This window comes from Paenibacillus sp. FSL H3-0333 (assembly GCF_038002805.1).
Taxonomy (GTDB): domain Bacteria; phylum Bacillota; class Bacilli; order Paenibacillales; family Paenibacillaceae; genus Paenibacillus_AQ; species Paenibacillus_AQ silagei.
Window position 1 is genome coordinate 2,652,588 of the sequence record NZ_JBBODG010000001.1, and the last position, 26,294, is coordinate 2,678,881.

A 26,294-nucleotide genomic window follows, 5' to 3' on the forward strand; every position below is an offset into this window, starting at 1 on the left:
TAAATTGAACGTGGAAGGAAGTAAAACGGTATGGGAGAGATTTTTGATATCAACGCGGTGTTCTCAGCGATTCCTCGCCTGTTAGAGGTCCTTCCTGTGAGTCTGCAGATTACGGTCATCTCGATGATCGTCGGCCTTGTGTTTGCTCTGTTGTTCGCCATTATCCGTATGCGCCGAATTCCCGTGCTAAGTCAGCTAGTCACAGTCTTCATCTCGTTCATTCGTGGAACACCGATCATTGTGCAGCTGTATCTGACTTATAACGGAATTCCGTTGTTACTCAAATTCATTAATCAGCAGTACGGGACGGACTATAATATCAATGCCATTCCGGCGATGATCTTCGTGCTGGTCACCTTCGCGTTCAATGAAGCGGCTTACAACTCGGAGACGATCCGCGCTGCGCTGCAATCGGTGAACAAGGGCCAGATCGAGGCCGCTGAATCCCTGGGGATGACCTATCTTCAGGTGCTGAGAAGAGTCATCGTTCCACAGGCGCTGGTGGTGGCGATTCCGCCGCTGGGCAACGCACTGATCGGACTGCTGAAGGGAACCTCCCTGGCTTTCGTTGCGGGTGTGATCGAAATGACGGCTAAGGGGAAAATTATCTCCGGCAGCAACTTCCGCTTCTTCGAGGTGTATCTCGCGCTGGCGATCATCTACTGGGTGATGACGATTCTGATTGAGCAGCTTCTCCGATTCCTGGAGAAGCGGTTCTCCATTCCGGATTCCGCTGCCGGGGCTATGAACCGCGGCTGGTTCTCTTGGGGAAGGAGAGGAATCTGATGATCAAGGTAAGTCATTTATCGAAGTCCTTCCATGGCAATCTGATTCTGGACGATCTGTCGTTAGAGATTGAGAAGGGCGATGTTGTAGCCTTGATCGGTTCGTCCGGTGCGGGTAAGTCCACCTTCCTGCGTTCGCTCAACTGCCTGGAGCAGGCAGATCAGGGAATGCTGGATCTCGAAGGCTTCAAGGTCGATTTCAGCACGATCACGAACAAGCAGCGGCTGGAGCTGCGGAAGCAGACGGCGATGGTCTTCCAGCAATTTAATCTATTCCAGCACCGGACGGCGCTGGATAATGTCAAGGAAGGCCTGAAGATCGTGAAGCGGATGAACGACCGCGAGGCCGCGCAGATTGCACAGGAGCAGCTGGAGCAAGTAGGTCTTGCGGACCGGGCGCATTATTATCCGAAGCATCTGTCCGGCGGCCAGCAGCAGCGGGTGGGCATTGCCCGCGCCCTGGCAATGAATCCGAAGCTGCTGCTCCTGGACGAGCCGACCTCGGCCCTTGACCCTGAGCTGGTCGGCGAGGTGCTGCAGACGATCAAGAAGACCGCAGCTACTGGTCAGACGATGATCCTGGTCTCCCATGAGATGAGCTTCGTCTATGAAGTAGCGAATAAGGTGCTTTTCCTGGACAAAGGGAAAATCGTCGAGGAGGGAACTCCGGACGAGGTGTTCAATCATCCCAAGTCCGAGCGTGCGAAGGAGTTCCTGCAGAATTATTTCCGTAATAAATCTAGTATTTAAGAAAAGCACCATTGCAAGAGCCGAGTAGGCTCCTAACGGGCCTGAGGGCCGTTATTTGCAAGAAAACACCACTTTTTGCGGCTTAACGGACCGAGGGGACCTTAGAGTCTGTCTGAGAGACGTTTTTGGGTGAAAGAGCGGGCGATAAGGGCTGTGGTGTCCGTAACTTGTCCCAACGTGGAGTTTCAGCAGAGATAAGTACTCCTGAGTCCGTTACGCTTAGTATATGAGTTACCAAAAGACGTTCCCGACCTGCCGGGAACGTCTTTTGGTGTGCGCCCTTCGTTGAAAACGAAGGGCAGTGGAGGAAAAATGAACTCAAATCATTGCTGTACAATAAAGCTTCATCCCTAGTCTGTACTGTGCCCCATAAATTGCATCAACATTTGAGTACTAGTGTTTGCTACGGAGTAAATAGTACCTGCAGGTATAATAATTACGGCTGCCATACTACACAAAGCTAGAAGAAGAACGCACTTTCTTAGTATTAGATTTTTTTACTGTCCTGATCAGAAGTTTGTATCGCTCCATCTCTTCTTTACCGGCTTCATACTGATACTGCTCAAACAGATCGGCACAAGTGAGTGCTATATTCTCATTGTTAATCGTTGCAGCGGATTCCAAACTTTGCAGGATGAAACTAAATTCTTCATTTCGCTTATTGCGGAGGTAGTAGACTGCCAGCTCGACAAGGAACCGGGTATGTTGGTCCGATAAGATCAACTGGTTGTACTCACCGAATTCTGTAGCATATGTCCGGTAGGGGATATAGGCAGCAAACTGTTCCAGAATATGATCCACATCCCAACGATAGCGGTTAGCCGATGTAAGGATATTATATAATGCAACGAATATCTCATCACTTTGAGGTGAGATATGATCGACATACTCTGAAAGAACCTCCTGTTGACCAGACATGACCTGGTAGAGCAAGGTATTTGCTGCACCCCACTCCTGAAACTGAGCTATAGTCCGTTGTGCCTGTTCATCATCTTGAGATATCCAGCTTGCATCTGTGTAGAGCGTTACGAATTTCAGTGCTGATGTGAAGTCACCGTATTCCTCGCAGACACTTGCACGCATTAAATGTGAATAGTAAATATAGAAGCAGAGCGGCTTTTCTGGCTTCTTTTCGTTACTTGGTTTACGGTTTGAACGGCGCTGAAGATTATAGCGAAGTGTAGCCAGATGGAGCATTTCCTGAGACAGCTGATCTGCCTTTTCCCACTTGCGCAGCGAATAATAGACATTAATCAAGTACTTTATTCCATCCAACTGATCCGCCTCATCGAGCTTATCCAAATAACATTCAAAGATATGAGCCGCCTGCAAATTCCTAGTCTGATCGTCACCAAGGGCGATCCGGAAGAGACGGTACTGGCACACCGCCAGCCGCTCGGAATTCTGGTATTTCTCACAGTCGCTCACATTTTTGTAGAGCAGAGCCGCAGCTTGCCATTGCCCCTCCTGAAATAGCCCCTCAGCCACTTCGAACAGCATGGGAGCGTAGGTCAGCTTCTCCAGCAATTGCTGAACCACCTGTTCAATGCAATCCAGACGCCCAAGCTCGGCTGAACGCAAAAGAAACGGCCGCAAACGCCGCCAGGTGGGGGGTGAGTGAAGAAAGCATTCGTCTACATATAAGCTGTAGAAGTGGTCCTCCGGCAGCTCCATCCCTTGGGTAATCCGTACCAGATGGTCCATAGCAATAGGCTGCTGACCCTTAAGCAACCGGCTAAGTGTTCCTGAATTAATACCGGTGTGAATGGAGAATTGATGAATGGACATCCCCTGCTGCGACAGATACATTGCCAATGCATCTCGAATCGTGGCAATCGTTGGGACCATGAATACACCACCTGACTGGATTCCGAAAAATATTTATAATTGTAATAATATTCTATAATATTCCAATGGTCAATATTTCAAATGAGTACAAACAGTGAAATAGTGGCAATTGACAGAGAGAAACGCAGCAAAATGAAGAAAGCTTGAACAAAGCTGAATTAGTTGCGACTTTTTTGTTTTGTATCCGTATATATACCTTTAATACGACTAAAATACGCCAAAAGGAGCGATGCATCTTGAATTTCATGAACCAGAATGGCGATAATATCCCAGGGTTCAAGCTGCCGAAGTTGAAGCCGGGTATGTACAAGAGGATAGGAGTGGGGGTAGCCGCTGCGGCTGTGTTGCTGTATATCGGCGCCACCTCATTTTATACCGTGCAGGAGCAGGAACGTGCAGCTATTCTGACCTTCGGCAAGTATACGGGTGAGTCCTCGGCGGGACTACATTTCAAATGGCCGTATCCCATCCAGGATGTGATTACAGTGCCTGCGGAGCTGACCCAGCGGATACATATCGGGTACCGCCAGGAGTCGGATGGAGCTGTACCTGTGGATGATGAAGCTATGATGATTACAGGCGATGAGAATATTGTCTCTGCCGATGCGGTAGTCCAGTGGAAGATCAGCAATATCCGTGATTACCTGTATAACATTGATGACCCGGACAAATTCCTGCGTAACTCGGCCAGCTCCTCGATCCGTGCGGTCATTGGTTCCGAGAAGCTGGATTATGCAATTACCGACGGTAAGACAGTAATTCAGGATAAGGTCCGCGTGCTGCTGGTGGATCTGCAGAAGAAATACAACACCGGCATTCAGATCATCGATATCAAATTCCAGGATATTGAGCCGCCAAGCGGCCAGGTCGAAGAGGCCTTCCGCGAAGTCACTAATGCCCGCGAAGAGAAGAATACGAAGATCAACAACGCCAAGAAGTATGAGAACGATATCATTCCGAAGGCGCGCGGTGAAGCGCAGGCGCTGCTGGAGCGGGCCGAAGGCGAGAAGAAGTCACGTATCCTGAATGCGCAGGGGGATGTGGCGCGTTTTAATGCGATTTTTGCCGAATATGCCAATAATCAGAGCGTCACCGAGAGCCGGCTGGTCCTGGAGACCCTGGAGACGATCCTGCCTAACGCCAAAATATTCATTACCAACTCGAACAGTGATACTGTGAACTATCTGCCGCTGAATGAGCTGATGCGCAGCACCAAGGACAGCCCCTCTGCTCCTGCTGCTGTGAATCCGGCACCTTCAGCCGCACCGCAAGGAGGAGATGCCAAGTGAAAAGAAACCCGATCATCTTATTGATATCATCAATCGTCCTAATTATTCTGCTGGCCGGCTCTATGTACATCGTGAAGGAAGGGGAGTATAAGGTCGTCCTCCGTTTCGGTGAAGCGATGCGTGCGGTGGAGGAGCCGGGGCTGAAGTTCAAGCTTCCTTTTATCGAGAATGTCTCGGAGCTTCCCAAGTATCAGATGACATACGAGAGCTCGCCGACCAGCATTCTGACCAAAGACCAGAAACCGATTGTGGTCGATAATTATACGGTCTGGAGAATCACCAACGCCTCACAGTTCCTCAGAACCGTGCAATCGGTAGGGGGCGGGGTTCAGCGTATCGATGAAGCCGTCTATAACTCGGTGCGCCGCAAGCTGTCGGAGATTAACTATGAGAATATCATCAGTGAGGATACCGGACGGGGCAATATTAACGATGAGATTACCAAGGATGTAAGTGACGCCCTATCCCGTGATAACTATGGCATTGAAGTCATTGATGTTCGGATCAAACGTACCGACCTGCCGGAAGAGAATAAGCAGAGCGTATACAACCGGATGATCTCGGACCGCCAATCCATTGCTGCGCGTTATCTGTCCGAAGGGGATGAGGAATCCAAGAAGATCACCTCCAAGGCAGACCGCGCTTCCCGGGAGCTGATGGCCCAGGCAGAAGCCGACTCCAAGAAGATTATTGCCGAAGGGGAAGGGGAAGCCGCCAAAATCTACAATCTGGCCTACGGCAAGTCTCCACAGTTCTATAGCTTCTACCGTACGCTGCAGAGTTATGTGACCACGCTGAAGAATGAGCCGGTGATCATGATCCCGATCGATTCGCCATATGCGAAGATACTGATGGGACAATAGAATAGTGTTACAATAAAAAGAGCAGCACTTTTCCTGAGATGGAAGAAGTGCTGCTCTTTTAGTTGAGAGTATCGCCATTCGGGCAAGAGGTGGATTTCCGCCAGGGCGGCTCCTTTTTACAGGAAGATCAGCAGCAGCGTACCCACCACGAAGCAGTAATAGGAAAAGTAAATCAGGTTCCCCTTCGCCATAATGCCGATGAACCAGCGCATGGCATAGTAGGTGGCGACAAGCGTGGTGAGGAAGGCGATCAGGTAAGGCATCGCCAGCGCGGCGCGGTTAGGGTCATGCACGATGTCGGATGCGCCCATGATCAGGCCCCCGATACTGATCGGGATGTACAGCATGAAGGAGAACTTAAGTGCGGTCTCCTGCTTCATCCCCACGGCAATCGAGGCGATCACCGTTGAACCGGAACGGCTGATGCCGGGAATCAGCGCTACCGCCTGAGCCAGCCCGACGATGATGGCGTCTCTCACGGTGAGATTGCCGTCTCTTTTCTGGCCGCGCAGATTGCGGATCAGCCAGAGGGCTACCCCGGTAATGAGTAAGCTGATGGATACGGTATGTACGGAAGTGAAGACACGTTCGATCGTATCCTTGAAGAATACGGCAGCAACCGCTGCGGGGATCGTGCCGATAACGATGTAAATGCAGAACATGAACTCAGACCGGTATTTCGTATCGCGCGTCTTCAGATAACGGAAGAAGCCTGTGATTAAGTCCATAATATCTTTGCGGAAAATGAAACAGATGGCGATCAAGGAAGCCGTATTGGTTAAGATTTCAAAAGATAGCCCATTCTGCTTCATGCCGAGCAGACGTTGTACGATGATTAAATGCCCGCTGGAGGAGACGGGAATCGGTTCCGTCACCCCCTGGACCAGGCCTAAGAGCAGGTATTTCAGCCAATCGAATGCAGATTCCATATTTTCCTCCTAAAGTTGAAACGCATCATTATTAAGCCTGCCGTCTCCGGTACCGTTTGGAAAAGACGTACAGCCCGAAGCCGAGCAGGAACAGGGTTGCCGCCGGAAGGATGTAAGGCTTGACAATCTCGTCCACATGCTCCCACTGCGCCCCTAATTTGTAGCCCAGGTAGACGTAGATCGAGGTAATCGGCAGCATGGCAAGGAAGGTGTATAGACTGAAGGCAAACACATTCATTTTGGCAATGCCGCATGGGATGGAGATGAGTGTTCTCACACCGGGAATGAAGCGCCCGTAGAAGGCCACACCGCTGCCGTATTTATCAAAGAAACGGTCGGAGGCCTCCAGGTGATGCGGACGGATGAAAAAATACTTCCCGTACTTAGCAATCGCAGGTCTGCCGCCAAACCGGCCAAGGGCATAGAGCGTAAGCGGGCCGAATGTCCCTCCAACAGTACCGGCAAGAATCGTAAGAATGAGCTTCATGTCCCCCAGATACACCCAATATCCGGCAAGCGGCAGCACGATTTCAGCAGGTACGAATTCAAACGACAAGGCGATAACGATTCCTGCATACGACAAATCTTTGAAAAAGAGTATAAATTCCGTGATCCATTCTGTCATGCATTTCTCTCCCTTCTCAAACAAAAAGCCCCCTAATTAAAGGGGGCAGTCTCATCAACTGTCAGCACCCTCTCATCTTTGCAAGGCATCCTGGACGCCTCTAGTGCTGTACCTGAGATGCTCATTAGCATTCCGGTCACAGCGGTATCATCGGGCGAAGCCCTCCACCGAACTCTGGATAAGAGTATTATTCAATTTGATAACATTAAAACACACCTGTATACCATTAAGCAAGTTTGGGCGTTATCTCAGTTCAATCCTGAACACATCGCCCGCCTGACCGCCGAAGACGGCCATTCCGCCTTGCGGCAACTTGACCGACGGGGCCTGGCTCACTCTGGAGTGGCTTACGATCATCCCGTCCGCATCATAGACAACGTATCCGCCGCTTGAGGGAGCCGTAACGGTCATGGTTTTGCCGGCGGCCTTCTTATCAATCTTGAACCACACGCTCTGTCCGCCCGCCGGAACGGTGCTGGTAGAGGCCGGCCCTCCGTAGATCGGCTTCACGGCATCTTCGCTGATATAAGCATTGCCGTCGATGGTTAAGTATTCGGTACCGTTCTGCTTGGAGAAGGTCAGATCGAAGGCGTCTCTGCCGTTCATCACCGGAATCTCAGCCGCATTGACGGCGGTGTTCTCGTCCACAATCCGCGTCCCGGTGGCGTAGCCTTGTTCAACCTCAATTGTCTTTGTCAAGATGGAAGGGGAGAGGTAGAAGAAGGAATTGATTTTCTCATCCACAGCATAGTAATGCTTCCCGTCTCTTTGCGCCCAGGCCTGCTTCGTAGAAGCATTCAGCGGACTTACATCCAGCTTCTGATACTCATACGTGACCATCAGCATTTGACCGATACCGGGGATAGTCAAGTGGGTGTTCAGCTTCAGATACGTCTTGCCGTTCTTCTGCTTATCGAAGCTCACGGCTGCGCTGCCGTCCGGGCTTGTGAACTGTCCCTTGCCGGTATAGATATACTTCTGTGCAGGAATGAGTCCCCCTTCAAGCGCAGGCAGATCCAGTGCCCCGTCCTTAATGGCTATCGTGGTGGTTGCTCCGACGGTCCCGTATAATCCCGAATAGGCTCCCAGCTCAGCAGGCATAGCCGCTTTGACCGGAGGAGTGAAGGTAGCATCCGGCAGAATCTTCTTAATCTTCCCGGTATCCTTCAGGTAAGCCAGCAGCACATTGGTGGCGAAAATAGTGTTATAGATTGAGCTTCCGCCTGAAGAGAGCACCGCGATGGATATATCCGATTCCGGCAGGGTAATCAGGTCAGCATGATACATGATGGTATCTCCGCCTTTGGATAAGGCCTTGATTCCGTAATCACCGAAGGGTGCCAGATCTACGGCATCCCAGCCCAGACCGTAATTGAAGCTGTTTCTCTCCTCAGGCACCCAGAGCCCGTTCTTATATTCAGGCTGCTGCATCGCTGTAGCGGAGGCTTTTGACAGAATGTCCGGATGCTTTCCGTTCAGCATCTCGGCGAATGTAGTCAGATCCTCGGCTGTGGAATAGAGGCCGCCTGCTCCGAGGATATTGGCATTCTCGCTAGGCAATGCCTGCGTTAGACCAGGGAAGTAGGTCTTGGCAAGCTGCTGCCGATTAAAAGTATCCAGCGGCGTCTTGGTAGAGCTTAGCTTCAGCGGGCTGCTCATGTGCTGTTCCAGGAACTTTGTATAGCTGCTGCCGGTCACCTGCTCAATCATCAGCTCCAGCAGCTGAAAGCCGTCATTGCAATATACGGAATATGCGCCGGGATCGGATTTGAGCCGCTCAGACTGAAGCCTTGTCAGCAGGTCATCATGATTCTGTGTATCACTATCGTCCATCAGAATGCTGTTCCCGTAGTGGCTGCCATACAGGCCCGAGGAATGGTTCATTAACATGCGCGGTGTAATCTTCTTGTAGCGCTCGTCGGCCATCTTGAACTGCGGCAGATACGTAGTCAGCGGCTGATCAATGTCAATGATCTGATCTTCGGCAAGCATCATCGTGGCTGCGGAGACATGCATTTTGCTGACTGAGCCGATGCCGAACATCGTATCCTTCGTGATGGGGGTCCCGGCTGCCTGATTGGACACACCGAAGCCGCCCGACACTGTAATGGCACCTTTATCCCTGATCGCATACTGCATGCCGCTTACCCCATAATCGGATACGATCTTAGAGCCCAGCAGGCGGGCCGTTGCCTGCACCGGGCTCTCCTTCTCCGGTGCAGCGGACACCTGGGCTGCGGGGATCACCAGCATGGCCGCCAATACGACTGAAGTTAACTTGTTCATCATGAATTCCTCCTCTTGTGTCTCTTGGGTAATCTTCCTGAAGTTATCATACAGGCAGAAGAGAGGAGCGTGGTCTGAATAACCCTGAAACGTTAATAACGATCCCTTAACGTAGAAACTTAGATTAAAAGGCACAAAAAACGGTAACAAAAAGTGAAAGAAGCGGAGGGGAAATTTGGAACTGAAGGAGCGGTAGCGACCGCCTGAAAGCTTTCCGCAGGAAAGCTCGCATCGTAAGCATATGCTTGGTTTGGATTTCTACCGCTAAGAGCGGTCCAATCAGTAAATCCAAATACAACAGCGGCCGGAAGTCCAAATGTTCACCGCAGTGACGGCGAAACTTAATGTTTAGTGCATTTTATATAGAAGCTTCGCGCGTGAAGGGGAGGACCACCATATTGTTGAATTCCCGATGCCCGGCTTCAATTGTCATATTCCCGCCGTACTTCTCGCAGATTCTGGAGATATTGGTCAGGCCGATGCCGTGGTATTCAGGGTCCGGCTTCCGGCTCTGCAAGGGGGCAGTCTCCGGGACGGTATGATTCATAATGCGGATGAACAGCGCAGATTCACTGGAGTGCATCTGGATCAGAATGTAGCGGTCCTCGGCGAGCCGTACTTTTTTGGAGGCTTCAATGGCATTATCCAGCATGTTGCCCAGCACAACGCACAGATCATAACGGTCGATGTGAAGCTCACCAGGCAGCAGCTTAAGCCGGGTATCGATCCGGATGCCGTTCGCTTGTCCGATATTCAGTGTGTTCGTGACCAGCGCATCCACCGCCAGATGGCCGGTGTTGACCCGCTGGTAGGCATCCTCTACTTTATTCAGCGTAAGCTTGATATGCTCCAGAGCCGCGGCCGTATCATCCCGCCGGATACACTCTTCAATGTAGAGGAACTGCTGATGGGTATCGTGGATGATTCTTTTAATCGACTTGAAGCTGTGCACCGTCTTCTCATAGTTGGCGTCCTGATAGTTCATCTGGTGCTGGAGCTGGGCGTTCTCATGCATGAACTGGAACTTATCCGTTATCGTATCGAAGATATAGACGATCATCACATTCAGGAACAGGAAGCCGAGAATCGCAAAGAAATAATAGAAATCCTTCGTGTTGTTCACCGTAAGGACGTTGATCTGATAGGTGCTGATGAGCGGGACGAGCAGGAACATTACATAATACCGGTAGGGCAGGGATACGCTTCGCCGCTTGGAGATCAGCCGGATGATCTGAATGACAGGGAACATAATAATGCAGCTCAGGATCAGCCCCTTGATGAAGGCCGGCCGGTCAATCCCCGCACCCGAGTTCATGCTGGTGTAGTCTACCGAATCTATCATTGAGAAAATATACAGCGACATAAAGCTGACCACCGTCATCAGCACAGCGTACAGCAGGGAGAAGATCACCTGAGTCTTCATCTCCACCTTATAGGCTTGCGCCATACTGAAGATCATCAGCAGAGCTATGCCGGAGGAGAAGAGAGGGGACAGCGGGGTGACCAGATAGAGGAAGCAGAGTATCCCGTAGATGAGGAAGTACATGATCCGGTTAGGCTTCCTGGCGGACTTATCAAATACGGAGGCAAAGAAGAACTGGGTCTGAAAGCACATCACCAGCACCACACAGACGACAAGGGTCAGATTATAGTGAGTCATAGGAGCTGCCCTTCATGATCATGAATTTGGTGTAGAAGTCCTTGACCTCTTTGATTTTGGATCGGCCGATGGGGAACTCCTGCCCGCCCGACATCAGCACGGAGCCGCCCGCGAACTTGTGGACATGCAGCAGGTTGATAATAATGGAACGGTGGATGTGCAGGAAATGGCTGTCCCGCAGTGCTGAAGCATACTCTGCAATAATTCCTCTGGTCTCATAGATTCCTGTGGTGGTAATCACATTCAGCTTGCTCTTGACCGTCAGGCTCTTGGCCGCCTCAATGCCGATGATATCATCATGCCGCAAGACGACCTCCTCATACCCGGACTTGATGACCATGAACTTCTTATCCTGGGCCTGGAAGTAATCACACAGCTTAAGAATCTTCTCCTCCAGGAGCTGCGGGGCGACCGGCTTGATCAGATACTGGAAGGTAATCACGTCGAAGCTCTCCACCATATATTCAGGGTAGCTGGTCAGGAAGATAATCTGTTCGTCAAAATGCTTCCGGCTTCTGAGCCGGTGCGCCGCCTGAATCCCGTTCATGCCGCCCATCTCCACATCCAGAATCAGGATATGGAAGGGGGCTTCGTCCTGTTCATAGTGGGAGATTAAGTCCTCTCCTGAAGGAAACAGCTCTATTTCAAATTCGGTATTCGTCTTAACGGATAAGCCGACCAGAATCTTCTTCACCAGCTCCCGCTGCTGTTCTTCATCCTCACATATCGCTACTCGGTACATCCAAGTGCCCCCCCTTTATTCAGGCGCACGGCCTAAGTGGATAGTTGTACACAACATTATATATTATGGCCAGAGAAATGAGCAGTACAGGGGGCCAAACGCAGAAGTTAATCCCTGGACTGCACAAGCGGAGTGCTGAAAATCCGGAGATCAAGGCGAACGCTACGCTTTTACGAGGGTCGTTCCGCCCGCTCCGCTGTTTAAATATATGCTCCAGAAACTGTTGTCACTTCCACAGCCGCAGCAGCGGCCCGGCCTCGCCATAGACGGGATCACGCTCGGGCAGCGGGACTTCGCGGATCTCGGGGAGACCCGCAGCGAAGTCCTCCGGGGTGGCCTGGCGGGTGTTATAATCGGCTCCGCCGGGATAAGCGCCGGCGATGCGGAAGTCCGGCGAGGCCGAGAGCTTCTTATGCGCGGTGCCGGCAGGCAGCACCACAACGTCCCCGGCCTTAACCTCGGCGGTGTACCCGGCATCTCCGCCAAGCTGGAGCCTGGCGCTGCCGGAGATCACACCCAGCACCTCATGCGCGTTGCTGTGATAGTGGTGGTAAGGAAAGACGCCGTTCACCCAGCTGCTCAGCCAGCCGTTGGCATTGAAGATCTGTTCGGTGTCTTCCGGGTGGTCCCGCAGCACCCCTTTATATAGCACGGCAGGAAGCTGCGGATTGTTCGGCAGCAGGCCGTCCGCCTGGAAGCTGAGCTTCACTATAGATTCGTCCGGCTCCCGGCATACCGAATTGTATTCTGACACACGGATCATCTCCTACGTGAATTTTGGTATATATATAGAATTACCCTAATGTTAGTAATGTATCTTGTCCGTGTGAGAATTACTACAATTAGAAGAAGGACTCCCGTTTCGCTGTTTCTAGTTGCACAGAATACACTTATCCCTGTTTTTTCGTTACGAACGCAGCTTTATCCCTTACCAATATTGGGCTGATCCTGCACCCGATACCGATTTCTGTCCTTACATTCAAGTAGGTGATTGTATTTCCTGCAATAGAAAACGCATAGCTGACCGTAAAAGGAGATTCTATTGTATTTCATACAGTAGAATGTTGTGTTTCGGGTGAAAAATGGCCTTTGTTCAACATTCCATTGTACGGAATGCAGTAGATTCTATTTCGAAGCCTTTTTTCCAGCATTCCATTGTACAAAATGCAGTTACTGTCGTTCCAGCACCTACAGCATCCGAATGACTACTGTGCGAAGGAGAAGCTGGTTCGTTAAGGTCCGGTAATACCTTAATTTGGATATGGCATATCCTCAGCCTGCGATTGGTGAAATTATAAGTGCAATAAATATAGCGGGGCTATTTTCTATCTGCTTGTAAAAGGGTAATTGATGGCATACAGGTAATGTAGCTGTTATAGAGGGTTGTGAAAGGGAGGGGTTATATTGAGAATTATCCGTAAAATCAGTACCCTGCTGGCGGCTGCGGTTCTGCTGCCAGCCATCCTGGTGCCGGCGGGAGCAGAGGCTGCTCCGGTACAGGCGAAGGCTGCATCGGCCGGGACAGTGGCTGCTGCCGCTTCAGCAACACCGAGTCCGGTAACGAACGGCCAGGTGCCGCTCACAGGGGCGATCAATGGCAATCTGCCGATCCATATGTCCATCAAGGTGGAGAGCGGCGGCAAGCTGACCGGCAGTTATTATTATGACAAATACAAACAGACGATCAGGCTCACCGGCAATGTCAACGGCAAAATCGCGCATATGTATGAGTATGACGCCAAAGGCAAGGAGACCGGCCATTTCCAGGGCTGGTGGATTCCCGGCACCGGCTTCGCCGGGGTATGGAGCAACCCGGACGGTACCCGGCAGCTGCCGGTTGAAGCGCTGACGAGCGCAGCGGCAGCGGGTCTCAAGGTTCCTAAGGCTGCCGATTGGAGCGGGGAATGGTATATGGCAAGTAATTCGCCCTTCTATGGCTCTTATGTGGAATTCAGCAATGTGAAGAGCGATAAGCTGGTCTTCTCGGTGGATGCCTATGATGGAGCCCATTCCGGCCAGCTGTATGAAGAGTCGGCAGTAGTCCGCAAACGGATGGCCGTCTATAAGGAAGAGGACGGTTCGGTGGTCTTCTTCTATCTGCTGAACGGCAAGCTGTACGTAACCAGCCCTTCGCCGGTGTATTCTGCTGGGGCTAATGTAACCTACACTGGCGAATATACAAGAGATCCGAACGAGAAGGTCTACACGCTGAAGGACACCGGCGTCTTCAAGACGGCGGCGGAGGACAAAGCCTTCCGTAAGCTGGTAGGGGAAGATTATGATCTGTTCCTGTACAGTATGCAGCTGCTGGATGAGCCGAAGGATCTGGATGGTAAGGGGGCAAGAGTGGTACAGGGCGGCGTGAGAGGGCTGTTCACCCTTACGGAAGCCATCATCATGTATGATAAGCAGGGCCATTACTGGGCAGCTGCACTCGACTCCGATGAAGGGGATGAACTGGAAGACATCGCTGACCCCTATGTCCGGTTCTATACGAATGTTCCCGGCACCAGCAAGCTGCCGAAGACGATTGTGCAATGGATGGAGCCTTTCTCTGATTACGAGGTGGTCTACATGAATTTCTAAACCTCGGGCAGGAGCGTTTTAACTTCTCCCTACCGGGTACAATGAAAGAGTGAGGGTCCGCCTGACATGGGTAGCTACTGCATGAGAACCTGTGTACACCGGTTATGTCAGCGGATTCGCATGTCCCGCAGCTTCTCACTGAAAGGACGGGACAGCGCCATGCGCAGGTCCTCCCGTTGGAATGGAGCTGCGGGTGCAACAAGAAACGGTATGCCTAACCCCTGACCGGGGGTGCCGGCATACCGTTTTTGTATACATAAGGGTCAGGTATATAGCCGCTTCCAGTTCCCATACCAGCGCTCGACCTTCGCGGAAGGAGTGAGCTTCAGGTCCCGCCAGAGCAGGTTGCGGAGCTTCTCATATTGCTCCTGGACGAAGCTGAGCTCCCCCAGCCGGTTGTAGAATTCCATAAGCGCCAGGTAGCCCGGCTCATGATAGGGGTGTAGCTCCACGATCTGCTGATAGGTGTTGACGGCTTTGGTGATATTCTCCTTGGCGGTATAATAATCGGCCAGCTCTGTGGCATGCTGCAGGGAGAGATTTCTCAGCCGCTGGCGCTCACTCTCGGCCCAGAGGTAATCGTAATCGCCCAGGAAATCGCCTGTATAGAGCTTCAGCAGCTCTTCATGCTCTGTGACATTACGATCACCAACCGGGTCCAGCGAGACAATGCCTTCTTCCCAGAGGACAAAATCAATCTGTGCGTCCCCGCTCTCCAGCATATAACCTTCACCCACGCTTGCATTACTGATGACGAGGCTGATGTCCGACCGCTTCAGCGATTGCCGGAGCTGATAGATCGCCGTATACAGATGGGTGGACGCACGCTTGAGCGAGATTTCGGGCCACAGCAGCTCAACCAGCTTGTCCTTGACGACGATCCGGTCGTGGTAATAGAGCAGATAAGCGAACAGTTCCTGAGACTTGGAGGTCCGCCAGCGAAAGTCCCTGATCGGTATTCCATCCCGCTCGAACTGGATGGAATTGAAGCCGCGGATCAGCAGCGAGTGTTTTTTGAGTTCTTTGTGCATAGCTTTTTTGCGGTTCCTGATTCTCTGAATGGTTCTGCTGAGCCGTTCCCTGGGGACGGGCTTGAGCAGGTAATCCTGGGCACTGGCCTCGAACGCCTCCAGCGCGAAGCTGTTATGGGCGGTTACGAATACAATGGCTGAACGGGGGCAAATCTCCTCCAGCCTCTTCGCAGTCTCCATTCCGTTTATCCCGGGCATATCAATATCCAGAAAAATAATATCTGCATCCCAGTCTGACGCTTCGCTTAAGGCCAGCAGCGGATTGGTATAGGTTGCCGTTACAACGGCAGATCCCAGCGCTCTGAGTGTCGATTCCAACTGGATCAGAGCGAGACGTTCATCATCAATCAGCACTACCCGAAGCATTGCCTCACCTCCTCATACAGGATATAGCCGGTGGAGGAAGGGTTCACTCCATCCACCGGACGGGAACAATAAAGGAGACGGTGGTTCCATGGCCGGGACGGCTCCGGATAGACAAGCCCTGCCCGTAACGTTCAATCAGCCGCCGGTTCGTGTTCCAAATACCGATACCGGAGTCCGTGTCTTTGTTCTTCTTCAGCAAGCGTTCAATTTCAGCCTGCTCCATGCCCTTGCCGTTATCCTGAACCTCGAAGCGGACATGATCCCCCAGCTCTTCAATGCGGATCATGAGGGTGCCTCCCTCGATAAGACTAAGCAGTCCGTGCCGGACGGCATTCTCTACCAGCGGCTGCAGGATCAGCGGAGGGATTAAGAGCAGTCCGCTGTAATTCCGTTCCCACGCGACCTCCAGCCGTTCCCCGAACCGGACCTTCTCGATATACAAATAGGCTTCGACCAGCGACAGCTCCTGACGCAAGTGAACCAGCTTCCCGGTATTCATCAGATCGAAGCTCGCGCGCAGGAAGGAGGAGAAGGCGTCAATCAGCTCCTGCATCTGGCGGATATCAATCTGGCTGAGCGTCGAGATCGAATTCAGCGTATTGAACAGGAAATGAGGACGGATCTGCGCCTGGAGGTAGGCGATCTCCAGGCGCAGGTTATGCTGGATGCTCTGCTTCATCCTCGCCAGCCCCGTAACCCGGTACTTCAATTCCAGGCTATCGACCGGCTTGGTCACATAATCATTGGCCCCCAGCCGGAATCCGTAATAGATCTCCTCACGCCGCGCACGAGCCGTCAGCAGCAGCACCGGCAATTCGGAGGCCGAATACCGCTCCCTGACTTGCCGGGTAAGCTCATACCCTGACATCTGTGGCATCATCACATCCGTGATTAACAGATCCCAGGATTCCTCTCCCAGGTGCTTCAGCGCCTCCTCACCACTGAGCACCGGAGTCAGCCGGTAGATATCCTCATGCAAAATGGTGGAGAGCACCCGAAGATTCACCGGATCATCGTCAACCACCAGAATGTGGAGTATGGCTCCATCCTGATCCTCCTCAGCCGCCGGGAACAGAGGTGAACCGGCAGGGAGCGGCGTTTCGCCTCTGCCCTGGAAATAGGGCGCCTGAGCGTTCAACGAAACGTCCGGCCATTCCTCTGCTTCGCTCCCGCCGAACCTGCCGTCCGTGAAGAAAGCCCCGTCTGCCAGCGGCAGGCTGAAGCGGAAGATGGAGCCTTCCCCCGGCCTGGACTCCACCGTAAGCCTGCCCCCGTGCAGCTCCACGAGCTGCCGGGTAATACTCAGGCCCAGACCCAGGCCGCCCCTGTCCTGCCCGCCCGCCTGTTCATAGGGCTGGAAGATACGGCTGAGTTCTTCCAGGGCGATCCCTTCACCGGAATCGGCAACGCTGATCAGCAGCTGCCCGTCTGCCTCCTCAGCAGATATCCGTATACTGCCGGATTCGGTGAATTTCACGGCGTTATGGATCAGGTTGAACAGAATCTGAATCAGCCGTTTCTCGTCCGCCCATACGCTCGGGAGCGCTTCGGATGCGCTTACATGAAGTGTCAGGTTACGGCCTTCCGTCAAATAACGGAGCATGTCCGCAACTCCTGCCGCAATTGTATAGACCGATAACGGCACGGGGTGAAGAACCATCCGGTTCTCCCGCAGCAGGGTCAGATCCATAAGATCATCCAGCAGCTGCGACATTTGTCGCCCGATGCGGACAAGCAGCTCCAGGTCGCCGGATTCTTCCTCAGGGTAGGCTGTCCGCCTCTTGTCATATTCGGTCTCAGCAATGCTGATCATTCCATGCAGCGGAGTCCGCAGCTCATGCGAGGTGCTGATCAGGAAGCGTTCTTTCTGCTTATCTGTTTGCACCAGCTGTTCATAGAGCACTCTGCTCTCGTCGGAGCGCCTGATATATTGCTTCAGTCCGTAGGCGGAGAATCCGACAATAGCAGCCAGAATGTCAATAGAGTAGAACGGGAGGTTCTGCCGTTCACCGTTCAGCGTATTCCCCCATACGACCCCTGATACAATACAGGAAGCGATGAAGGTAAGAAAGCTGACGTCCCTTTTCCGTTTATATACCATTATTCCGAATATTACAAACATCCAGCAGGGGGGAATCATATACAAAAGGCTGAAATAAATAGTGGCATTGGACAATACGAGATGGATCGGCAGCACACTTATACAGAGAGTGTATAGAACAAGGAGGAAGCTGTAGATCTTGAAGGCCCACCCTACGGCTTGAGCGCTGTAGAATTTGTAGGTCAGCAGCAGCATAAAAAAGACCATCCATACATAAGACAGGAGCCTGATCTTGATCATCCACGTATAGTTAAGCGGCAGCACAATTAGCAGCAGGACATCGTTGTCCGCTGCAATGGAGAGAGCTGTCGTAATCAGCATAAGAGCAAACAGCAGCAAGACCCGCTGTTTCTTGGCAAGCGCATACAGGATGCAGACATACAGGGCGTGGAGCAGAAGGATGACGATAGTGGTTAGCTGAAAAGCGGTGGAGTACCAGCGCTCCTTCTGAATGGAGGATTGGGCGCCGAAGCGGATGGAGTAAGAGATTCCTCCCTTCTCCCCATGCTCGAAATTGGCTGCCTGGATCAGCACAAGCATCTCCTGCTCTCCCGCAGGCAGGGGGTAGTCAACCGTATATGAAACAGCCATCGGCCGGTGTAGCTCCCTGTCTACAGCAGGCTGACCCATCGCCGGATACACCTGGCCGTTGACTTCGATCCGGGAAGAGGCCTGGATCTGCTGTACCCAGAAGGAATAGGGCTCATCCAGGGGCTGATCCACTAGAACACGCAGAGCATAAGTCCCGTAGCCGAGAGAAGAGCCGGACAGGGCGGACTTCCAGTTACCCGGAACATTCATCATGAGCGGAGCTCCGGCAGTCCCTGAGCGGATATCGCTCGCTGTCACGAGCCGGTTCGGATAAAAGGCCCATTCACCGTCGAGAACCAGCGAGTGGGCATTCTTGAGATGCCAGCCGCGCAAATCCAGCGCGCCTCTGGACGCCCCGGGCTGCTGCGGAGCAGCAAAAATCTGCTGCCATACCGTGTGCATTCCCAAGAGCAAAGACATATATAACATTGTTAAAGTCAAATGTTTGAAGTAATATTTGGAATTTGTATTCATCATAGTGTAATGAGTTCGACAAAGGAAAGGCTTAACCTTCTACAACATCAAATAAATTCTTGAACAAACTGGAGCTGCGGCGGCGAATTGTCACTGGAACCTTGACTGGTGTCAGATTCGGTCTTTTGTCCTGCTTTCCAGGCTGGCCAGTAGTGCTGCTTGCACAACCCTTTCGCATAATGCCTTCTGTCGCAGTTCTCTATCGTGCATTTTCTTTCATTAATGGCCCTGAGTCTCCCCATTGTATATCCCTCCATGAAAGTTTCGTTTCAAGTCAAGCCCATTATAGAGAGACCTCATAGACAAGAACTGAACAAAATTGGAATTTAAATTCCAATAATTCTCAATACAGAAATAAGCAGCCCCCTTGTGCAGAAGTGTCTTTGTCTGCCAGGAGGGGCTGCTGTATTCAAGTCAAATCTATTGTAACTCGTAAATACTTAGGTTTGACAGGTCTGTATTAAATGTCTGAGTTCCTCCTCCAGCGCTTAATACAGCATTTGCTCTGAGATAGAGTTCTATTGATGCCGTCGGTTTGAGGATACCCGCTGATTGAACCGTATAATCCCAGTTACCTGTTGTAGAACCTGCTGATTCAGTGCCGTAATAGGTAATATGCATAATTTGACTACCGAGATTAGTTAATACTTCTACAAGGGTCACATCACGATTTGCAGGTGCTGTTATTCGAAAAGAAAAAGAAACGTGATACACGTGATTTTGTAGTAGATCTATACTCTGGCCAGCGCTAGTTAGTGTAATACTTCCATTACTGTCATTATATATTTCTTGAAATACCAGTCTTGAAAGGGTACTGGGTGCGGTGGTAGTAATAAGGCCGAACAAAGCATTGGGGTTATTTATATTTAGGAAAATCCCTGTAGCCCCGGTGAGGCCGGTGAGGCCGGTGAGGCCGGTAACGCCGGTGAGGCCCGTAGCTCCAGTCAATGCGATGCCGGTAGCGCCGGTAACCCCAGTAGCGCCAGTAGCACCGGTAGCCCCAGTAGCACCGGTAGTGCCAGTAGCGCCGGTAGCACCGGTAGCGCCGGTAGCGCCGGTAACCCCGGTAACCCCGGTAACCCCGGTAACCCCGGTAACCCCGGTAACCCCGGTAACCCCGGTAACCCCGGTAACCCCGGTAACCCCGGTAACCCCGGTAATGCCTGTAAGGCCAGTGAGCCCCGTAACGCCAGTAACGCCAGTAACACCGGTAGCGCCCGTGAGCCCCGTAACGCCGGTAGCGCCCGTGAGCCCCGTAACGCCGGTAGCGCCCGTGAGCCCCGTAACGCCGGTAGCGCCCGTGAGACCCGTGAAGCCGGTAGCGCCAGTGACTCCTGTAGCTCCGGTAACGCCTGTAAGACCTGTGTTACCGGTGGCCCCTGTTTCTCCTGTGGCTCCCGTGAGGCCCGTGACTCCTGTAGCGCCGGTAATACCGGTAATGCCAGTCAGTCCGGTGTTTCCGCCTGTTCCGACTGGACCGGAACCTGTCGGGCCTGTAGGTCCTGTAACCCCGCTCTGTCCGATCTCTTCCCACGTTGTCCAGGTGCCCCCTCCGTCCTGGCTGCTGCGGTAATACAATGCAGGGTTCGAGATATAGAGCTGCTGTACATAAATTCCAACCCTGGAGACATACAGTGTCCAGACCTCAGGATGGACGACCGGCGGATTGAACGGGGGCGCCGGTCCATTAGGATCATCAGAGCTGTAGACGCCTGGTTGATTGAAGGATTCCAGAGGGGAATCAGAGTCCTCCTCGTTATAGGACACTGCGCCAACGTCGGCAGCGTCCAGAACAACTATACCGGCTTGGCCGTTGACGATAACTGCCCCACCGGGGGCACCCGTAGGCCCTGTAGGTCCGGTGGCCCCGATGACGGCAACGGGCAGATCCGCGGCGGTATCCATCTTCGAATCCAATATCATTTCCAGCATGGAGGTTGTGTTGAGCATGGATCGCACGTTGTTGTTAACCTGCAGTAACTGCGCTACTGTAGCGGGCGGTCCGCTTAGGCCCGGCAGGGTCCCCAAGGCATACTGGATTTTCTCACCTTCTGCATTAATAATGTGTGCCAGACCCAGTTCTTCCATAGCGATGGAAGAGAAGATCAGATTAACGGCATCATCCCGTGTCAATGACACGGACGGTGTTATATTGGGTAGATTGGGTGTTGACAACGAAAACCCTCCTTCGCTCGTACTTTCTCTTACCTCAAGAAGCTTACTTTACCTGAAAGATGCTTACATTGGACCAGGTGCTATTGAACACTGCTGAAGAAGGAGCTGTGGAAAAAGTAAAAACTGATTGTAGTATTAGGGCTTGCGTCGTTGTAGCATCCGTTTTAATTAACCCGCTGGATTCCAGCGTCATGGCTGTTGTGCCCGTGCCGCCAGCAGGAGCTTTGCTTCCAACATTGGTGATGTGTAGGCGGGTACCGTTCAGGCTGGCGAATACTTCCCCTGAAGTTACAGTAATGGTACCAGGAGTGATCGATACTCTCATGGAAAAGGACATATAGTAGGTGGTGTTAGGCTGTAGATTAATCGTGTTTCCTCCAGATAACGTAATGGTGTTGTTGCTGTTATCAATTAACATAGTGAGTGGTATGGTTGCGGTAACACCTACGGTTGCTGCGCTTGGCTGGAACATAGCACTCAAGTTCGCGCCGGTAGCTCCAGTCATGCCGGTCATGCCGGTCATGCCGGTCATGCCGGTAACGCCGGTAACGCCAGTAAGACCGGTCATGCCAGTAACGCCGGTCATGCCGGTCATACCGCTGACGCCGGTAACGCCGGTAACGCCTGTGAGACCCGTGAGGCCCGTGAGGCCGGTGAGACCCGTGAGGCCAGTAACGCCCGTGAGACCGGTGAGACCCGTGAGGCCGGTGAGACCGGTAAGGCCGGTGAGACCGGTAACGCCCGTGAGACCGGTGAGGCCGGTGAGGCCGGTGAGACCGGTATCGCCCGTGAGACCGGTGAGGCCGGTGAGTCCGGTGGCGCCGGTAAGGCCGGTCATCCCGGTGAGGCCAGTAACGCCGGTAAGACCAGTGAGGCCAGTAACGCCGGTCATGCCGGTCATACCGCTGACGCCGGTAACGCCGGTGAGTCCGGTGAGACCGGTGAGGCCGGTAAGACCCGTGAGGCCCGTGAGACCTGCGGCTCCGGAGAGGCCGGTGAGTCCGGTGGCGCCGGTGAGTCCGGTAAGACCGGTGAGTCCGGTGGCGCCGGTAAGGCCGGTGAGACCTGTAAGGCCAGTAAGGCCAGTGACCCCTGTCGGTCCGGTAACCCCTACCCCTGTGACCCCTGTAACGCCAGTCTCACCCTGTTGTCCAATTGGGACCCAGCCGCTAGGCCACGTGGCCCCGTTATCCTGACTACTGCGGTAGAAGAGGGCAGGGTTCGAGATATAGATCTGCTGTACATATTCCCCAACCCGGGAGACATACAAGGTCCAGACCGGCGGATGCGCTACTCCCGTCGGACCATTCTGGGGTGCTGGGCCAGTGGGGTCATTGGAGCTATAAACACCGGCCTCTATGAAGGAGTTAAGATCAGAACCAGAATACTCCTCAGTTATGGGAAATGCGCCTACATCTGCAGCGTCAAGTACCACATCCCCGATCTGGCCGTTGACGCTGGTGACCTCACCGGGTTCACCTGTGAAACCGGTAGCACCTGTGGGTCCAATCAGGGTGGGTACACTGGCGGCCGTCGACAGCTTTGAGTCCAGCATCATTTCCTGTCTTAGGATCATATTCAGCATGCTTTGCGTACTGCTGTTCACATCCAGCACCTGCTGCAGGGTGGCCCCTGGTCCGGTAATTCCCGGCAGCGTACCCAGGGCGAACTGAATTTTCTCTCCTTCTGCATTAATAATATGTGCTAGACCCAGCTCCTCCATTGCAATGGAAGAGAACAAGAGGTTCACGACATCATCCCGTGTCAATGTAATCGTCGGGGAAATATTAGGGATATTCGGTGTAGACAAAATAAAAAACCTCCTTATTTGATGGGATCATACAATGTATTCCTGACGGTTCTTGTCTGTACTAGACAGTAGCCTAAGTACAAGGTCCAATTAAATTTCATTAATTTTCATTCGTATTTAACCTCCGCTCTGCATATAAATGATTTACTAAGTCCGTTAAATCCACCAAACGCAGACACCTAGTGAAGGAGGGGATTGTTTGTCCACAGAAGCTTCAACCTTGCGTGAACAGATTCTGAAGCTGACCAGCCAATTCTACAGCAGCCGTTGGCCTGGCCGGTCATTCGTGCCCGGACGCGATTATGTGCCGGTCAGCGGCAAGGTGTTCGACGGGGATGAATTAATGAGTCTGGTCGATGCTTCGCTCGATTTCCATTTAACGGCAGGCAGATACACGGGTGAATTCGAGAGGCGCTTCGCCCAGATCATGGGAAGAAAGCACACCCTGCTGGTCAACTCCGGCTCCAGTGCCAATCTTCTAGCAGTTGCGGCGCTGACTTCACCGCTGCTCGGTGAACGCCGGCTGCTGCCGGGCGATGAGGTGATTACCGTTGCCGCCGGATTTCCGACCACGGTCAATCCGCTGATACAACATGGACTTATTCCAGTATTCGTCGATGTCGAGCTGCCTACTTACAATATAAATACAGCCCAGCTGGACGCGGCGCTCAGCCCCCGTACCAAAGCGGTTATGCTGGCCCACACCCTGGGCAATCCCTTCGACCTGGCCAGCGTTAAGGCCTTCACGGACCGGCACGGCCTGTGGCTGATCGAGGATACCTGCGATGCTGTTGGATCGCTCTATGAAGGGCGCCCGGCCGGTTCCTTCGGCGATCTGGCGACCGTCAGCTTCTTCCCTGCGCATCATATGACTATGGGTGAGGGGGGGGCCGTACTTACCTCGGGTGCCCGGCTCAAAAAAATTGTCGAATCTCTCCGCGATTGGGGCAGGGACTGCTGGTGCCAGCCGGGAGACGACAATACCTGCGGCAAGAGGTACGACTGGACCAAAGGCGAGCTTCCGTCCGGGTATGACCACAAGTATACCTACAGCCATATCGGCTACAATCTGAAAGCTACGGATATGCAGGCTGCGATTGGCGTCGCCCAGCTTGATAAGCTGGATAGCTTCCATACTGCACGTAAACGTAACTTTGATTATCTTAAGGCTGCGCTGAAGCCTGCCGAAGAATGGCTTATTCTGCCGGAAGCGACTCCCCGGAGTGAGCCTAGTTGGTTCGGATTTCCGATAACAATGAGAGAGGGTGCTCATCTCTCCCGTAATGATCTCGTGCGAAAGCTGGAGGAGGCGCGGATTGGCACCCGGCTCTTATTCGCCGGGAACCTGCTCAAGCAGCCGGCTTATTCCGGTGTAGCCCACCGCATTGCCGCGCCGCTGACCCAGACGGACAGGATCATGAACGACACGTTCTGGGCAGGCATCTATCCAGGACTAACTACGGAGATGCTTGATTATACTGCCGAGGTGCTGCTTGGCTTGCTGAAGGGTAAGGAGGTTAGACCATGAAGGTGGTTATTCTGGCTGGGGGATACGGGACGCGCATCAGCGAGGAGACCGATGTGAAGCCCAAGCCAATGATTGAGATCGGCGACAAGCCGCTGCTTGTGCATATTATGGAGAACTATGCCAATCAGGGATTCGATGATTTTGTCATTTGTCTGGGGTATATGGGGCATGTCATTAAACAATATTTCGCCGATTTCTATCTCCAGAGCTCGGATATTTCTTTCGATTTCGGTAATGGCAACCAGATCACCCGCCATAACCGTCAGTTACGGAACTGGAAGGTAACACTTGCAGACACAGGCAAAGAGACGATGACTGGAGGAAGAATCCGGCAAGTCCAGAAATACATCGGCAATGAACCCTTCATGCTGACCTATGGGGATGGTGTTGCGGATATTAACATACAGCAGTTACTGGACTTCCACCGTTCTCACGGGAAGCTGGCGACTGTGACTGCGGTTCAGCCGTCGGGTCGTTTCGGAGCGCTGGATATTGTGGAGGAGACCAGAGTAACCGGCTTTGTGGAGAAGCCCAAAGGGGACGAGGGCTGGGTAAACGGCGGTTTCTTCGTACTGCAGCCGGAGATCTTCTCACTGATCGAGGGGGATAGTACGGTCTGGGAACAGGAGCCGCTCCGGGAACTGGCCCAGCGGGATGAACTCAGAGCTTACAAGCACCACGGCTTCTGGCAGCCGATGGATACGCTCCGTGATAAGCGGTATCTGGAGCAGCTATGGCGGGAGGGAGGTCTCCCGTGGATGCAAACACTCTGACATCAGCGGATTTCTGGAAAGGGCGGCGCGTGTTCGTGACCGGACACACCGGCTTCAAGGGGAGCTGGCTCTGCTTGTGGCTGACGATGCTGGGTGCACGGGTAAGCGGGTACGCCTGGGACCGGGATGAGCATAAGCTCTTCACGCTAACCGGAGCCGAGCGGGAGGTCAAAACCGTCTGGGGGGATGTGCGGAATCGGCAGCGTCTCGATGCAGCATTGCGGGAAGCGACCCCGGAGATAGTGTTCCATCTTGCCGCTCAGCCGCTGGTCCGCGCTTCTTACCAAATCCCCGCAGACACCTTTGAGGTGAACGTGATGGGTACGGTGAATCTGCTGGAGGCTGTATGCAGCGCCGTGGATTCCGGAATGGGAATTAAGGCTGTCGTCAATGTTACAACAGATAAATGCTATGACAACCGTGAGTGGATTTGGGGCTACCGCGAGACTGATCCGCTGGGCGGATATGATCCCTATTCTGCCAGCAAGGCGTGTTCGGAGCTGGTCACACAGGCTTACCGGAGCAGCTATTTCCTGCCGGCGCGTTATGCCGAGCATGGAGTCGCTGTCGCAACCGCCAGGGCGGGCAATGTCATTGGAGGCGGCGACGATTCACCGGACCGGCTGGTACCGGATTGTCTGCGGGCATTCGCTGCGGGGGAGCGGCCGCTGCTACGCAGTCCGGGGGCAACACGGCCCTGGCAGCATGTGCTGGAGCCGCTTGGCGGCTATCTGCTGTTAGCCGAGCAGCTGGTGCGGGGAGGGGCGGACTATGCAGCCGCCTGGAACTTCGGTCCCGAAGAGGAGAGCATACACTCCGTGGAGAAGGTTGCGCTCCGGCTGGCAGGGATCTGGGGAGAGGGAGCCGGCATTGATATTGCGGCTTCCTCCGGGCTGCACGAGGCAGGCGAACTGCAGCTCGACAGTACCAAGTCCCGCCGCCTGCTAGGCTGGCGCTCGCGCTGGAGTGTAGAACAGGCGCTGCAGAAGACAGTGGAATGGCACAGGGCGCTGGAAGCAGGGCAGGATATGCGGAGGATCAGTGAGCTTCAAATACGCGAATATATGACAGAGAACCATTAG

19 protein-coding genes are annotated in these 26,294 nt (G+C 53.0%); 8 read left to right on the top strand and 11 right to left on the bottom strand.

Going from position 1 to position 26,294, the window contains the following annotated elements:
• Positions 1-30 precede the first annotated feature (30 nt).
• Positions 31-786, top strand: coding sequence for an amino acid ABC transporter permease (locus MHH78_RS11755; RefSeq protein ID WP_076076315.1), 756 nt, complete (start codon positions 31-33; stop codon positions 784-786).
• Positions 786-1,535 carry an amino acid ABC transporter ATP-binding protein gene (locus tag MHH78_RS11760; protein WP_076076317.1) on the top strand — a complete coding sequence of 250 codons (750 nt, stop codon included), beginning with the start codon at positions 786-788 and terminating at the stop codon, positions 1,533-1,535. Before MHH78_RS11755 ends, MHH78_RS11760 begins: the two co-directional genes overlap by 1 nt.
• Positions 1,536-1,985: 450 nt before the next feature.
• Here MHH78_RS11760 and MHH78_RS11765 read toward each other — a convergent pair whose 3' ends face one another.
• Entirely contained in the window at positions 1,986-3,383 is a 1,398-nt protein-coding gene (locus tag MHH78_RS11765) for a helix-turn-helix transcriptional regulator (RefSeq protein WP_083684593.1), read from the bottom strand.
• 245 nt (positions 3,384-3,628) lie between these two features.
• On the opposite strand from MHH78_RS11765, the gene hflK reads away from it, so the two are divergent.
• Entirely contained in the window at positions 3,629-4,672 is a 1,044-nt protein-coding gene (hflK, locus tag MHH78_RS11770; RefSeq protein ID WP_341170311.1) for an FtsH protease activity modulator HflK, read from the top strand.
• Positions 4,669-5,535 carry a protease modulator HflC gene (hflC, locus tag MHH78_RS11775; protein ID WP_076076320.1) on the top strand — a complete coding sequence of 289 codons (867 nt, stop codon included), beginning with the start codon at positions 4,669-4,671 and terminating at the stop codon, positions 5,533-5,535. The genes hflK and hflC overlap by 4 nt, the downstream gene beginning before the upstream one ends.
• Before the next feature lie 116 nt (positions 5,536-5,651).
• Here hflC and MHH78_RS11780 read toward each other — a convergent pair whose 3' ends face one another.
• The 6 genes from MHH78_RS11780 to MHH78_RS11805 form a co-directional block, all read right to left on the bottom strand.
• The gene (locus MHH78_RS11780; RefSeq protein ID WP_341167511.1) at positions 5,652-6,464 is read right to left on the bottom strand and encodes an undecaprenyl-diphosphate phosphatase; all 813 of its coding nucleotides are present in this window, start codon (positions 6,462-6,464) and stop codon (positions 5,652-5,654) included.
• 31 nt (positions 6,465-6,495) lie between these two features.
• The gene (locus MHH78_RS11785; protein ID WP_076076325.1) at positions 6,496-7,089 is read right to left on the bottom strand and encodes a DedA family protein; all 594 of its coding nucleotides are present in this window, start codon (positions 7,087-7,089) and stop codon (positions 6,496-6,498) included.
• Between the two features lie 243 nt (positions 7,090-7,332).
• Positions 7,333-9,375 carry a serine hydrolase domain-containing protein gene (locus MHH78_RS11790; protein ID WP_341170312.1) on the bottom strand — a complete coding sequence of 681 codons (2,043 nt, stop codon included), beginning with the start codon at positions 9,373-9,375 and terminating at the stop codon, positions 7,333-7,335.
• A gap of 358 nt (positions 9,376-9,733) precedes the next feature.
• Positions 9,734-11,035 (bottom strand): ATP-binding protein, encoded by a 1,302-nt coding sequence (locus MHH78_RS11795; protein WP_341167512.1) that lies wholly within the window; start codon positions 11,033-11,035, stop codon positions 9,734-9,736.
• On the bottom strand, positions 11,022-11,777 hold the full coding sequence (locus MHH78_RS11800) for a LytR/AlgR family response regulator transcription factor (RefSeq protein ID WP_341167513.1): 756 nt from the start codon (positions 11,775-11,777) through the stop codon (positions 11,022-11,024). Before MHH78_RS11800 ends, MHH78_RS11795 begins: the two co-directional genes overlap by 14 nt.
• A gap of 226 nt (positions 11,778-12,003) precedes the next feature.
• Positions 12,004-12,531 (bottom strand): cupin domain-containing protein, encoded by a 528-nt coding sequence (locus MHH78_RS11805; RefSeq protein ID WP_341167514.1) that lies wholly within the window; start codon positions 12,529-12,531, stop codon positions 12,004-12,006.
• Between the two features lie 650 nt (positions 12,532-13,181).
• On the opposite strand from MHH78_RS11805, the gene MHH78_RS11810 reads away from it, so the two are divergent.
• Positions 13,182-14,363 carry a hypothetical protein gene (locus MHH78_RS11810; RefSeq protein WP_341167515.1) on the top strand — a complete coding sequence of 394 codons (1,182 nt, stop codon included), beginning with the start codon at positions 13,182-13,184 and terminating at the stop codon, positions 14,361-14,363.
• Positions 14,364-14,626: 263 nt separating this feature from the next.
• Here the strand turns inward: MHH78_RS11810 and MHH78_RS11815 are convergent, their stop codons facing one another.
• The 4 genes from MHH78_RS11815 to MHH78_RS11830 form a co-directional block, all read right to left on the bottom strand.
• A complete protein-coding gene (locus MHH78_RS11815) occupies positions 14,627-15,760 on the bottom strand; it encodes a response regulator (protein WP_076086856.1) in 1,134 nt (377 codons plus the stop codon).
• A 43-nt stretch (positions 15,761-15,803) separates the two neighbouring features.
• Complete coding sequence (locus MHH78_RS11820; protein ID WP_341167516.1) at positions 15,804-18,854, bottom strand: hybrid sensor histidine kinase/response regulator; 3,051 nt, start codon at positions 18,852-18,854, stop codon at positions 15,804-15,806.
• Between the two features lie 492 nt (positions 18,855-19,346).
• Positions 19,347-21,101: a collagen-like protein gene (locus tag MHH78_RS11825; protein ID WP_341167517.1), complete on the bottom strand. Its 1,755-nt coding sequence runs from the start codon at positions 21,099-21,101 to the stop codon at positions 19,347-19,349.
• A 43-nt stretch (positions 21,102-21,144) separates the two neighbouring features.
• The gene (locus tag MHH78_RS11830) at positions 21,145-22,911 is read right to left on the bottom strand and encodes a pyocin knob domain-containing protein (RefSeq protein WP_341167518.1); all 1,767 of its coding nucleotides are present in this window, start codon (positions 22,909-22,911) and stop codon (positions 21,145-21,147) included.
• Positions 22,912-23,110: 199 nt separating this feature from the next.
• Between MHH78_RS11830 and rfbH the strand changes: the two genes are divergently transcribed.
• Genes rfbH through rfbG form a run of 3 tightly spaced genes read left to right on the top strand, consistent with a single transcriptional unit; the run spans position 23,111 to position 26,294 of the window.
• Positions 23,111-24,439 (top strand): lipopolysaccharide biosynthesis protein RfbH, encoded by a 1,329-nt coding sequence (gene rfbH, locus MHH78_RS11835; protein ID WP_076086327.1) that lies wholly within the window; start codon positions 23,111-23,113, stop codon positions 24,437-24,439.
• Positions 24,436-25,212, top strand: a complete 777-nt coding sequence (gene rfbF, locus MHH78_RS11840; RefSeq protein ID WP_076086324.1) for a glucose-1-phosphate cytidylyltransferase — start codon at positions 24,436-24,438, stop codon at positions 25,210-25,212. Before rfbH ends, rfbF begins: the two co-directional genes overlap by 4 nt.
• A complete protein-coding gene (rfbG, locus tag MHH78_RS11845) occupies positions 25,194-26,294 on the top strand; it encodes a CDP-glucose 4,6-dehydratase (protein WP_340827461.1) in 1,101 nt (366 codons plus the stop codon). The genes rfbF and rfbG overlap by 19 nt, the downstream gene beginning before the upstream one ends.